9 protein-coding genes are annotated in these 12433 nt (G+C 57.8%); 3 read left to right on the plus strand and 6 right to left on the minus strand.

Translation table 11 applies throughout. The features are described 5' to 3' along the window. Positions 1-91: 91 nt before the first annotated feature. Genes ACOY6C_RS14485 through ACOY6C_RS14495 form a run of 3 tightly spaced genes read right to left on the minus strand, consistent with a single transcriptional unit; the run spans position 92 to position 4199 of the window. Complete coding sequence (locus tag ACOY6C_RS14485) at positions 92-1144, minus strand: Fic family protein (protein WP_420906230.1); 1053 nt, start codon at positions 1142-1144, stop codon at positions 92-94. Next, positions 1144-2460 carry a restriction endonuclease subunit S gene (locus tag ACOY6C_RS14490; protein WP_420906231.1) on the minus strand — a complete coding sequence of 439 codons (1317 nt, stop codon included), beginning with the start codon at positions 2458-2460 and terminating at the stop codon, positions 1144-1146. Before ACOY6C_RS14490 ends, ACOY6C_RS14485 begins: the two co-directional genes overlap by 1 nt. Beyond that, the gene (locus ACOY6C_RS14495; RefSeq protein WP_420906232.1) at positions 2460-4199 is read right to left on the minus strand and encodes a type I restriction-modification system subunit M; all 1740 of its coding nucleotides are present in this window, start codon (positions 4197-4199) and stop codon (positions 2460-2462) included. Before ACOY6C_RS14495 ends, ACOY6C_RS14490 begins: the two co-directional genes overlap by 1 nt. A gap of 430 nt (positions 4200-4629) precedes the next feature. Between ACOY6C_RS14495 and ACOY6C_RS14500 the strand changes: the two genes are divergently transcribed. Then, positions 4630-5103, plus strand: coding sequence for a peroxiredoxin (locus ACOY6C_RS14500; RefSeq protein WP_420906233.1), 474 nt, complete (start codon positions 4630-4632; stop codon positions 5101-5103). Between the two features lie 131 nt (positions 5104-5234). Here ACOY6C_RS14500 and ACOY6C_RS14505 read toward each other — a convergent pair whose 3' ends face one another. Beyond that, positions 5235-6689 carry a sigma-54-dependent transcriptional regulator gene (locus tag ACOY6C_RS14505; protein WP_420906234.1) on the minus strand — a complete coding sequence of 485 codons (1455 nt, stop codon included), beginning with the start codon at positions 6687-6689 and terminating at the stop codon, positions 5235-5237. Between the two features lie 294 nt (positions 6690-6983). On the opposite strand from ACOY6C_RS14505, the gene ACOY6C_RS14510 reads away from it, so the two are divergent. After that, on the plus strand, positions 6984-8612 hold the full coding sequence (locus ACOY6C_RS14510; RefSeq protein ID WP_420906235.1) for a carbamoyltransferase family protein: 1629 nt from the start codon (positions 6984-6986) through the stop codon (positions 8610-8612). Beyond that, entirely contained in the window at positions 8609-9598 is a 990-nt protein-coding gene (locus ACOY6C_RS14515; RefSeq protein WP_420906236.1) for an alpha/beta fold hydrolase, read from the plus strand. Before ACOY6C_RS14510 ends, ACOY6C_RS14515 begins: the two co-directional genes overlap by 4 nt. 47 nt (positions 9599-9645) lie before the next feature. Here ACOY6C_RS14515 and ACOY6C_RS14520 read toward each other — a convergent pair whose 3' ends face one another. Together ACOY6C_RS14520 and ACOY6C_RS14525 are read right to left on the minus strand one after the other, a co-directional pair. Next, positions 9646-10785 (minus strand): ABC transporter permease, encoded by a 1140-nt coding sequence (locus tag ACOY6C_RS14520; RefSeq protein WP_420906695.1) that lies wholly within the window; start codon positions 10783-10785, stop codon positions 9646-9648. Between the two features lie 583 nt (positions 10786-11368). Next, positions 11369-12433: a class III poly(R)-hydroxyalkanoic acid synthase subunit PhaC gene (locus ACOY6C_RS14525; RefSeq protein ID WP_420906237.1), complete on the minus strand. Its 1065-nt coding sequence runs from the start codon at positions 12431-12433 to the stop codon at positions 11369-11371.

Genomic DNA, 12433 nt, shown 5'->3' on the forward strand with positions numbered 1-12433 from the left:
GTCGTTAACCGTCAACATTCTTTTGTAACAGCATAATGGATTAAATACCCCGTAATTAATCCATTCAACGAAGTTTCATCCATTGTTTGCATTACGAGATCCTTCGCCAACCAGCAGCTGGCCCCCGGCCTACACTGACAATTTTTCCTTCATTTTTCAACTTTGTTAACGCACTGCGAATCGTGTCACGCCCGACTATTGGGCAACGCTTCTCCACGTCCGCCAAACGGAATTCAACCGGTAAAGATTCCACAGCCCTTTCCACCATGCGTGTTCGCGCACCGTGCTCCAGATCAATGGCCGTGCTTTCTTCCAATTCCCGGTAGGCAGCCAGCATGATGCCCAACAGGTATTCGGTAAAGGGAACATGATTGTGTTCACCAGTGGCCCATAAGGCATCTGAGAGGGAGAGGCTATCGTAATAACTGGCCTTGCTCTCTTCTATCAACCGTTCCAGGCTGATATAGCGGCCAATCTCGAAACCCATCCGATACAATAGTAGAATGGTCATCAGACGTGCCACACGCCCATTACCATCCGAGAACGGATGGATATACAGGAAATCATGGATATAAAGTGGAATCAGAAGGAGCGGTTCGACCTCACCGGCATCCAATGCGCCAGCCAAGTTGTCGTGTAAGCCAAACATGGCGGTTTCCGTCAAAGCTGGTTCAACCGTTCGCAAGCGGATGCGGATGGTCGCGCCAGTGGCATCCCTTTCGACGATATCGTTGGAGGCTTGTTTATAGTTGCCGCCTCCCGATGGGGTATAGCGCATCAGCTCGTGATGCAGTTGGCGTACATGATTGACGGTTGGTGGCATTTCCGCAGCATTTTTATGAATCAGCTCCAATGCGGTTCGGTAGCCCGCCAATTCGGTTTGGGAACGATCATGGGGGGCGGGTTCGGCGCCCTTGCGCACGATCCGAATCAGGGCTTTTGGCCTGACTTCCACATTTTCCATGCGACTGGAAGACTCGACACTCTCGATCAGCGCCATCTGTCGCAGATGTTTGAGCACTTCAGGCTTGGTCTGTGCCCACAAGGTCTGCTTCCCCCGATATTCGGTCAATGCCGCCACCAAACGAATCAAACGGGGTGGCATGCTCAACCTGGATAGATATTCAGGCGTCAGTGAGTGCATCAGTGCTCCTTTGCGGTCAATTCCCGCACATCGATTTTGCCGGTCACGGCAGCGGATATCAGGGCGGAGCGGCGTTCTTTCAGGAGGTCGATGGCGCGTTGGGCTTCGAGGGTTAGGGAATCGATTCTATCGTTCAAATTATCAATATAGGTTACTATTTCTTTCTGTTCGGTAACAGATGGTACAATACAAGGCAGTTCCCCAACTTCTCCAACTCGCAAATGTCCAACTGTACTACCTTTGGATTTTGATTGTATAGATTCTCTGGCTAGAGGGCCGTATACTGATAGCATTAAATATTTCGATGTTATTTTGTTGTTATCAGGACGCAAATACATCATCCTTTGCCCAAGGCAGAAAGGTATATCAGCAGGTGATATGCAGGCTTCACCAGCGGGCGCTTCTCTCGTAAACAAGATATCACCTGCTTGAGGCACTCCCTTTTTTGTCCATTCGACAAAATTATCATAATCTGTGAAATAGCCCTGAGATGTGTCAAAACGCCCATCCTTTATGCAAGATGTGCGTACTACAAAATACTTACCTTGCTCGTTTTCTTCTGGTGTCCTGTTCTTGCAGTCCACAATTTCGCTGCATACATCTTTAAATCGTTTTACCTCCCAATGCTCCGGCACCATACCCAGCCACTCAATCCCGCTATCCTTCATCGGCGCATCGGGGTTCAACCCCTTGGTGACGGCGTGGGAGATGACGGCTTGGCGTTTCTCTTTCAGCAAGACAATAAGTTTTTCCTGCTCGGCCACCAGGGCATCGATTTTGCCGGTCTCACGGTTGAGGAAGGCGGCGATGGCGGATTGTTCGGGGAGTGGAGGGAAAGGAAGCGCAACGTTTCCAGCTTCAACCCATCGGAATTCCGTTGAGCGTTCTCGAATCCCCTTCGCTAGTGAAGACACATAGCCACTTAGAGCCATGTGTCTCAGTAATCGCCCATAATACCAAGCATTGACAGCATCTATAGGTTTACATACAGAGTAAACAGGTGTTGACTTGCCATTAGAGTCTGATACCCCAATTGCTCCGGCAAACGCATCCATTGCATGAATTACAAGGTCTCCTGTGCGGACTCCCTGGTAACCAATTTCTTGCAGTGCATAAGTAAAACCTTCAGTTCGTCTATTTTCGCGGAGAGTAACAGTGCCGTCTCGGAATGCAGTTACAATTTTATCCTCATCTCTTGGCTGTCGTTTCATTAAATTGAAAAGAAATTTTGTTTTACACATTTCCCAATGCTCCGGCACCTCCCCCAACCACTCCACCCCGGAATCCTTGTATTCGGCATAGCGTTGGAAGCTCATCAGACAATCTCCCTCAACATTGCCTGAATCCGACCCACGACTTCCTGCAAATCCGCATCAATGGCTTCCAGCGACCTTGGCGGCTGGAAGACGTAGAAATGACGGTTGAAGGGGATTTCGTAGCCGATTTTGGTCTTGTCGTGGTCAATCCAGGCATCAGGAGCGTGGGGCAGTACCTCGCCTTGGAAGTACACCGTCACATCTTCGGTCAACGGCACATTCTCGGTATCCCGCAAAGAGGAGTCCGGCATGGGCTTGCCTTTGAGCTTGCCCTTCTGACCCAGGACTATCTTGCCAGACGCATCCAGTTCCGGTCGCTCCACGGTGATGGTCCGATAGCCAAACGCCTCGTTCTTGAATATCCGGCTGATGGGTCTGCCGTCGCTTTCATCCTCGGTGAAGGAACCGAACAGCCGGGTGATGGCCTCAATGTGCTCGTCCGACAGCTCCTTCCTCTTGGAACCCAGGCTCTTGCGCATCTTCTGCCACATCCCGCTGGCATCGATTAACTGCACTTTGCCCTTGCGCGGCTCGGGCTTGCGGTTGCTGACTATCCAGATATAAGTTGAAATGCCGGTATTGTAGAACATGTCGGTGGGCAGGGCGATGATGGCTTCCAACAAGTCATTCTCCAGCACATGGCGCCGGATTTCGCTCTCGCCACTGCCAGCCCCGCCGGTGAACAGGGGTGAGCCGTTCAACACGATGCCGAAACGGCTGCCCCCATCGGCCACAGGACGCATCTTGGAGATGAGATGCAGCAGAAAGAGCATGGAACCATCCGATACTCTCGGTAGACCCGGACCAAACCGCCCGTTGTACCCCTGGGATTCGTGCTCCTTGCGTACCTCTTTTTCGACCTTCTTCCACTCCACCCCGAATGGCGGGTTGGAGAGCATGTAGTCAAACCGCTTGTGCGGGTGTCCGTCGTCCGACAGGGTGTTGCCGAAGACGATGTTGGTCACATCCTGCCCCTTGATAAGCATATCCGCCTTGCAGATGGCATAGGATTCGGGGTTCAACTCCTGACCGAAGACCGTCAAGCGGGCTTGGGGGTTGTGCTCCTCCAGATACTCTCCGGCAATCGACAACATGCCGCCCGTACCCGCCGTGGGGTCGTAGAGGGTGCGCACCACACCCGGAGTGGCCAACACCTGGTCATCCTCGATGAACAGGAGATTGACCATCAAGCGGATGACCTCACGCGGGGTGAAGTGCTCCCCGGCGGTCTCGTTGGAGAGTTCAGCGAATTTGCGAATCAGCTCCTCGAACACCAACCCCATCTGATAGTTGCTGACCGACTCCGGGTGCAGGTCAAACCCGGAGAACCGCTCCACCACCTGATAGAGCAAGCCGCTCTTGGCCAGCCGTTCAATCTGGGTGTGGAACTCGAACCGCTCGAACACATCCCGCACGGCTGGTGAGAAGCCATTGAGATAACCGAACAGATTCTCCTTGATGTGGTCCGAATCCCCCATCAGCCGGGTCATGTCCATCGGCGAGATGTTGTAGAAACTCTGACCCGCCTTGCGCAGCACGAAGGGTTCCGGGTTCAATCCCTGCTTCTGGCGCTCCGCATGCTCGACCAGTACGGCGGCCTTGGTGGAGGCCAACACGCAATCCAGACGACGCAGCACCGTCATGGGCAGGATGACCCGACCATATTCAGCCTGTTTGTAATCACCACGCAGCAGATCAGCGACGGACCAGACGAGGGCAGAGAGAGAGGATTGATTCATGGGGGGATTGGCTATCCTCAAAGATGGTCAAGAGTGCGTCACGAATCTCAGTAGAACATTTTTTGTCATCAACGGTCAATCGGGCATGAACAGACATCGGCTGCTCTCTTGTCTTTGCAGGCATCCTGGGCTATCGTATGTCGCATTGACAAAAGCGGACAGATATCATCGGAAATCCACTGTCTACAGAAAAAAGAACTGAAAGACTTTTCGACCCCTGCCGGGCGCGCCAAAGAAACCAGGTCACCAGAGCCCCATTATTGCAGGGATCATGTGGCGGCACGATTCCAGATTTAAGTGATCAGGCAAAACCTTATAATTATGCCTGCGATTGTAGCGCGCTCCACAAACAAAGCGTTTTTTCGCGCCTTTTGCGAAAAAACGCGGCGCGCGGCCTTGGAATGAACCGATCAAAAAGGAGACTTCCGCCATGCTGCAACCCGGCGACACCATCCCGGACCTGAGCGCTCCGGATCAGAACGATCAATCCCTGCCGCTCCGGCAACGCCTGGGTGCAAAAGGGGCGGTCATCTACTTCTATCCCAAAGACAACACCCCCGGCTGCACGGTCGAGGCCAACGATTTCCAGACCCTCGGCGCGGAATTCGCCGCGAAGGGGTTCACGGTGATCGGCGTCTCCAAGGATTCGATCAAATCCCATGTCAGCTTCTGCACCAAATACAACCTGCAATTCACCCTGCTGAGCGATACCGACGGCGCCTTGTGCGAAGCCTTCGGCGCCTGGCAGGAGAAGAAAAATTACGGCAAGGTCTACATGGGCATCGTCCGTTCCACCTTCATCGTCGATGGCCATGGGGTGGTCCGCAAGGTCTATCCATCGGTCAAGACCGCCGGACACGCCGCCGCCGTTCTCGGGGAGGTGGATCGGTTGTCGCTTGCTTGACCTGCCGGTGGATTCCACCGGCAAAAGGGCATGATGGCTCACCCCCCGTTACCATGGACCTCCCTTCGGGAGTTCCACGGTAACGGGCATGACGAAAGGGAACCCCCTCACGGGCTCCACCTCATACCCGCTCACCCCTCACCTTCCCCCTCGCCTTCCCGCTTCTTGCGCAAACGCTGATTGAGCGCCTGCCGGGAGATCCCCAAATAGGTGGCCGCCATCCCCTGATTGCCGCCCGAACGATGCAACGCCTCGGCGATCAAGTCACGCTCCACCTCCTTCAAGGTGGGCAGACGACCACTCAATCCCCGAAAGATCCCCTCTCCATCGATTGGCACGACCACCGCGCCCGTCCCCTTTTCCACCCCGTTCCCGGATGAAGCCCGCAACGACCGGCGAATCGACTCCAACGACACCTCGCCGTCGCTCCCACGCGCCACGGCATCGAAGATCATCGATCGCAACTGCCGGACATTGCCGGGAAAAGAACCGGAAGCCAACAACGTGAACAACATCGGCGGCGCCTCGGGCACCTCGCGATTCAGACTCCGGGCCGCCTCAACCAGAAAATGACGCGCCAGGAGGGCGATATCCTCGGGCCGTTCACGCAAGGGGGGGATCTCGACCCGATGCACCTGGAGCCGGAAATAGAGATCCGAACGAAACCGCCCCTCGTCCATCATGGCATCCAGATCGCGATGGGTGGCGCACAGAATGCGCGCCTCGCTGACCTTGGCCACGTCCGAACCCAGAGGGTAGTATTTGCGCTCCTGCAACAGACGCAACAACTTGACCTGGGAGGTCTGACCCAGATCCCCGATCTCGTCGAGGAACAACGTGCCACGTCCGGCCTTGGCGATCAGGCCGGTGCGGGAGTCGTCCGCGCCCGAATAGGCCCCTTTCTTGTGACCGAACAGGGTGTCGGAGAAGAGGGAGTCGTCCAATCCCGCCGCGTTGACCGAGACCAGTTCGCCACCGCGCCCGCTGATGCGATGCAACGCCTCGGCGATCAACTCCTTGCCCACGCCGGTCTCACCGGTGATCAACACCGGCTCGCCGGTGGAAGCGATCGCTTCCACATATCCGAACACGGCACGCATTTTGGGACTGACGGTGACGATCGCGGCAAAGGCATCGGCATGCTCGAGCCGCCCGGTGAGCAGGGAGCGTTTCAGGGCGCCCACCTGACGCCGCAGATCCCGCCACTCCAGGGCCTTTTTCACACAAGCGACGAAACGATTCTCTTCAACCGGCTTGATCAGAAAATCGAAGGCGCCATCCTTCATGCAGCCGACCGCGGTGGAGACCTCCTCGGTGGCGGTCATGACGATCACCGGCGTGTCGGGATGGTGCTGCACGATCTGCGGCAGCAGCCTGGCGCCACCCAGGGTGGGCATGTGCAGATCCAACACCACGGCGGAAACCTCGCGCCGGGCCATCAGGGGCAACAGCTCGCGACTCTGCTCCAGGGTGATGATCTCGCCGACTCCGGCGCCACGCAGCATGTGTGAGGCGAGCATCAGGATGTCGGGATCATCATCGACCAGCACCACCGCCGGATCTTCAGGCACCGACAAGGCATTCACGATCCATCTCCCGGAAGACAATGGCGAAGGGGCGAGAGCGGGAGCTCGATGCGCGATCTCGCCGCCAGATCGGAATTTCATGCACCCAGGCCATCCGATCCACGGCGATTCAACCAGACCAGGGCGCGGAGGAGCAAGGAATTTTCTTACCATGGCGCACTTGTCATGGAGAGATACGGGGTTGGATTCTCCTCCATCATGAAAATTTGACTTCCCCCCTGGATTGATCGCATCATGAATCATGGGACCGCAGGTCCGACATGCGGGTACTTTTCAAGATTCTGAGGCATCGATATGTTCATCCTGGGCATCGGCGGTTTCATGCACGATTACAACTGCGCCATCATCGACGTGAAGGGGCGTCGGGTGGCCATGTTCGAGGCCGAGCGGCTCTCCAGGCGCAAGCATCACGTCATCCGCGAGGATGACGATCTGTTGGCCCCGATCGAGGTGTGTCTCAAGGCCCTGGACATCGGTTTGCGTCACATCGACGTGGTGGTGTTCGGTCATGCCGACCCGTTCCCCTGCAAGGCGTGGCTCAAGGAGCGAATCGGCTCCAAAAAGCGCTACATCGAGGCCGATCACCATCTTTGTCATGCGGCGGGAGCGTTTTTCGCGTCCGGATACGACTCTGCCGCCATCGTCACGCTGGACGGCTTCGGCGATGGCGCCAGCGGTCTTCTGGCCCATGGCCGCGGCAACTCCATCGAGGTTCTGGAGCGGCTCGACGACCAGAACAGCATCGGCCTGGAGTACACCCGCGCCACCTATCATCTCGGACTGGGCGGATATGGGGCCGAGGGGAAGACCCAGGGGTTGGCCCCCTACGGCGAACCCACCCTGTTCGAACGCTACATGGAGCAGATCGAAATCCTGCCCAGCGGTCTGATACGCCTGGGCGATCAACTGCGCACCGAGGTATCGCGTCTGGCGGTCGAGGGCGGATATCTGAACAGCCTGTTGATGAACAACGATTTTCTCGATGAACACCTCTCCCGGCGCATCGATCCGGAACCGATCACCCAGGAACACATGAACCTGGCCGCCAGCGTCCAAAAAATGCTCGAGAACGTAGCCGGTCGTCTGTGCGACATCGCCCGCAAGCGCACCGGCGAATCCGATCTGGTGTTGGGGGGCGGGGTGGTGATGAACTCCTCGCTCAACGGCAAGCTGCTGGAACAGGGGTATCGACGCATCTTCCCCCTGCCCATGGCCTCGGACCGGGGGATCGGACTGGGTGCCGCCCTGTATTATCTCCACCAGGTGCTCGGCGAGCCGCGCTTTTTCAAGCTCGATTCGGTCTTTTGCGGTCACGCCTTTTCGGACAAACAGGCCGAGGCGGCCATGCGCAAGGCCGGTCTGCGGGTGATGCGCGATGGAGATGTGATCGAGACTGCGGCCCGCACCCTGGCCGAAGGCAAAATCATCGGCTGGTTTCAGGGCGCCTCCGAGATGGGCGCCCGCGCCCTGGGCAATCGCAGCATCCTGGCCGATCCGCGCCGCGCGGAGATGAAAGACATCATCAACGCCCGGGTCAAGCATCGCGAGTGGTTCCGTCCCTTCGCACCGGTGGCCCTGGCCGAGGATGCTCCGGCCTATTTCGCCTATCCACCCGAGGTGGCGGATCTGGATTTCATGACCTTCACCACCCCGGCCACCGAGCGGGGCAAACAGGCCTGTCCGGCGGTGGTGCATGTGGATGGCACCGCGCGTCTCCAGGTGCTGCGCGCGGGTGAAACCCGTCCCTACGCCGCCCTGATCCGCCGTTTCGGGGAGCTGACCGGGGTGCCGGTGCTGCTCAACACCAGCTTCAACGATCAGGGCGAACCGATCGTCGAGAGTCCGGAAGACGCGGTACGCACCTTCATGAAGGCCGACATGGATCTGTTGTGCATCGGCGGGGTGTTGGGGTACAAGGCATGAACCTGCGCCAACCGATCGCCAGCTGGCGCTCCCACTGGCGCACATGGCTGGCCAACGGGCGCAAGTTGCGTGCCCGCGCCGACGAGCTGGGCTGGAGAGAGGCGGTGCGCCTTTCGGTGCTCAATGCCCTGCGCACCCAGGCCGAAGCCGTCCCTTTGGCGAACTATCGGACCGGCCACTATTTCCAGGATGTGGTCTCCCACGAGGTCGAAGCCGCCCGCGCACAACGTCGTGCCCGCGAGGCCGAGGCCCTCTCCATGCATGACGCCTCGAACATCGACAAAATCTATCCGTTGGTCTTCCATCACGGTGACCGGTTGATCCGTTACACCCGCCTGCCGGCCAGAAAGGCATCGAAAGGGTTGATCGTCTTCTTTCACGGTTTCAACGCCTGGTTCCACACCGGACCGTTGCGGCCCTTCGACCATTTCGATCTGCTCGCCCCGTGGGATACCTTTGGTTGGAAGCGTCAGGGGAGTTGGTTTTGGGGCGAGAAGGGGAACGGTTTCGTGGCCGGGATGGTGCAGGCCCTGATCCGGCAGGAGTGGAGCGATCCCAGCCAGCCGCTTTTCTGCATGGGGAGTTCCATGGGCGGTTTCGGCGCGCTCCATCACGGAATCGCGCTCGGCTGTCGAGGGATTTACGTCATGGCCCCCCAGGTGGATCTCAAGGCCAAGATCGAGGATTACGGTCTGGAGAATCGCGCCAATCCGTATGGTTTCCTGCGTGGCGAGAGTCTGGATTCGGTTCCGGATCTGCTGGCCCTTGCCGACGCGCAAGAAAAACTGCCGCCGCTGTTCCTGATTCAGGATCTCTATGATCCGGTCAACGAATTCTCCCGGCATGGAGAACGGTTGCTGGCGTGTTATCACCGCAAGCGCGCCTGGTATGGATTGCGGGTGCATCCCGGTGCGCGTCATGATGGCGACGGTTCCCAGGCTGAGGCGGAGCTGTTTTTTTCGTTGGTGTTGGATAAGCAGGGCTGATCACGGCCACAACCGGGACACTCCCCACACCCCGCATTCACCCAAACTCAATCCAACGTCTCACGATAACGCTTGAGCGCAATCAGACTCACCACCAACATGAACACCCCCAACACCCCCACCTCGCCGACAATCTCCATCGGCCCGTTCCCCTTGAGCATCACCCCACGCACAATGCGCAAAAAATGGGTCAAAGGCAAAACCTCACCCATGTTCTGCGCCCACTCGGGCATGCCGCGAAACGGGAACATGAATCCGGAGAGCAGGATGTTCGGCAGAAAATAGAAGAATCCCATCTGCATGGCCTGCAACTGATTGCGCGCCAAAGTCGAAAAGGTGAAGCCCACCGCCAGATTGGCGGCAATGAACACCACGCTCGCCAACATCAACACCAGAAGGTTGCCCACCACCGGCACATCGAAAATCACCCGCGCCGCCGCCAGAATCAGACTCATCTGGATGTAACCCACCACCACATATGGCAAAATCTTGCCCAGCATCACCTCTGCGGGTCGCAACGGGGTGACCAACAGATTTTCCATGGTGCCGCGCTCCCGCTCGCGGGTCACCCCCAACGCCGTCATGATCACCATGGTCATGGTCAACACCACCCCCATCAACCCCGGCACCACGTTGAACTGGGTGATTCCCTCCTGATTGTAACGCCGATGGACCTTCAACTCGAACGGCGGCGGCCCGACCCGCAACCCGGACAACGGCCCGGTCAACTCCCGGTCCAGGGCGTGCCAGGCCAGGGCAGTCACCGTGCCCAGGGCGTTGGAGGTGGCGGCGGGATCGGTGGCATCGGCCTCGATCAGAAGCTCCGGACGTTCCCCCCGCGCCACCGAACGGGAAAACCCTTCCGGAATCGTCACCACGAACTGTGCCCGTCCCAACGCCAGACTCTCCTCGATCCGGACTTCATCCCCGCTGGTTTCGGTGACCCGAAAATAGCCCGAAGCCTGCATCTGGGCCATCAGCGCACGCCCGAAGGGACCGTGATCCCGGTCCAGAATCGCGGTGGGCAGATTCCTGGGGTCGGAGTTGATGGCAAAACCGAACAGGATCAACTGCACCATCGGAATCATCACCATCATGGCAAAGGTGAGACGATCCCGGCGCATCTGAATGAACTCCTTGAACATCATGGCGCGCAACCGATACCAGGAGAAGCCGTGTCCGTGCATGATGGATGCCCCGCGCAGAGAGTCTGATGCCGCATGGACAAACCGGTATGATCCGGTAGCCACTCCGGTATCGGAACGAAAATGCATAAACAACCATTCATCCCCCCCAAATTACGGGGTCCAGGGGCCAATGGCCCCTGGTGGGATCCAAGGGCAAAGCCCTTGGGACTCATTCTTTTGCCTCTGTTTTTGACTTTGCCTTTCGCGCGCTCTTCACGATAAGCCCATTTTCGCGTCTTTTGCGAAAATGGGCGCAAGTGCGCGGTCTCATGTGCCCCCGCCGTTGCCCGTCAGGGCCATGAACATTCAAACCATGATTGTGATACGGATGCGAAAAGCGGACAACGACAATTTGCGAATGTAACAGCGGAGAGTTTACCGTGGAACGCCCGCCAGGGAGGTCCACGGTACGGGGGGTGAGGGAGTTCTCCCCCTTAGGGCGGGGTGCTCGGCCCCGGTCCATGCATCCATGCATGACAACCGGGGCCTCGCGTTACCGTGGAACGTCCGAAAACGCGCCACGGATGGGGGGCGGGCGTATCCCCATGCCGGGGGGCCCGCCGTCAGACCAGGCGAATGGGGATCAACCCCGCTCTTTGAGCCAATTGGCGATGGTCGGCGGGACTTCGGCCTGAGAGCGTCCGCTCACATAGATGCCGATGTGACCACCGTTGAAGGCGAATTCGTTGTAATCGCTGCTGCCCACATACTGCTTGAGCGCCTTGGAGGCGTTCGGCGGCACCAGATGATCCTTGGTGGCGAAGACGTTCAACACCGGCATGGTGATGTTGGCCAGATCCACCCGACGGTCGCCGATCTTGACGCTTCCCTTGATCAGGCCGTTCTTCTGGAAGAAATCCTTGGCGAATTGACGGAAGGTCTCGCCCGCCTGATCCGGCGAATCGAAAATCCACTTCTCCATGCGCAGGAAGTTCTTCAACTTCACCTTGTCGTCGAGCAGATCCACCATGTCCAGATACTTCTGGCCGGTCAACCGATACGGGTTCATGGACAGGAAGGTGATGTTCAGCAGATCGCCCGGGATGTTGCCCAGGGTATCGACCAGCAGATCCACATCCACGTTGCGCACCCACTGGCTCAACAGGTTGTCCGGAGTGTGGAAATCGACCGGCGTGACCATGGGCACCAGATTGCGCACCCGATCCGGGTGCAGGGCCGTGAAGCAGAGGCTGAACGTGCCGCCCTGGCAGATGCCGAGCAGGTTCACCCGATAGATGTCATGCTTTTCGCGGATGTAATCCACGCAGTGCTTGAGATAGACATTGATGTAATCGTCCATGGTCAGGTAGCGATCCGAAGCGTCCGGATAGCCCCAGTCCACCAGGTAGACATCCATGCCTTCATCCAGCAACCCCTTGATCATGGAGCGATCTTCCTGGAGATCGGCCATGTAGGGACGGTTGACCAGCGCATACACCACCAGAACGGGCACCCGATGGGGATTCTCCACCTTCGGGGTGTAGTGATACAAGGTCACCTTGTCCTCGCGATAGACCGCCTCCTTGGCGCTGATGCCCGATTCGATCTGGCCCACCTCGGTGAAGGTCTTGAGTCCGGCGGCGAGCTTCTTGTTGAAACGAGACAGCTCTTCCACCGCCTTTTCCGGATTGATGGCAAACGGAAACAT

It is taken from the genome of Candidatus Magnetaquiglobus chichijimensis (assembly GCF_045865675.1).
GTDB lineage: Bacteria > Pseudomonadota > Magnetococcia > Magnetococcales > Magnetaquicoccaceae > Magnetaquiglobus > Magnetaquiglobus chichijimensis.

Coding starts and splice junctions, on each gene's coding strand:
- ACOY6C_RS14500 (WP_420906233.1), top strand. CDS start 4,630: ATGCTGCAACCCGGCGACACCATCCCGGACCTGAGCGCTCCGGATCAG.
- ACOY6C_RS14485 (WP_420906230.1), bottom strand. CDS start 1,144: ATGCACTCACTGACGCCTGAATATCTATCCAGGTTGAGCATGCCACCC.
- ACOY6C_RS14525 (WP_420906237.1), bottom strand. CDS start 12,433: ATGTTTCCGTTTGCCATCAATCCGGAAAAGGCGGTGGAAGAGCTGTCT.
- ACOY6C_RS14515 (WP_420906236.1), top strand. CDS start 8,609: ATGAACCTGCGCCAACCGATCGCCAGCTGGCGCTCCCACTGGCGCACA.
- ACOY6C_RS14520 (WP_420906695.1), bottom strand. CDS start 10,785: ATGCACGGACACGGCTTCTCCTGGTATCGGTTGCGCGCCATGATGTTC.
- ACOY6C_RS14510 (WP_420906235.1), top strand. CDS start 6,984: ATGTTCATCCTGGGCATCGGCGGTTTCATGCACGATTACAACTGCGCC.
- ACOY6C_RS14495 (WP_420906232.1), bottom strand. CDS start 4,199: ATGAATCAATCCTCTCTCTCTGCCCTCGTCTGGTCCGTCGCTGATCTG.
- ACOY6C_RS14490 (WP_420906231.1), bottom strand. CDS start 2,460: ATGAGCTTCCAACGCTATGCCGAATACAAGGATTCCGGGGTGGAGTGG.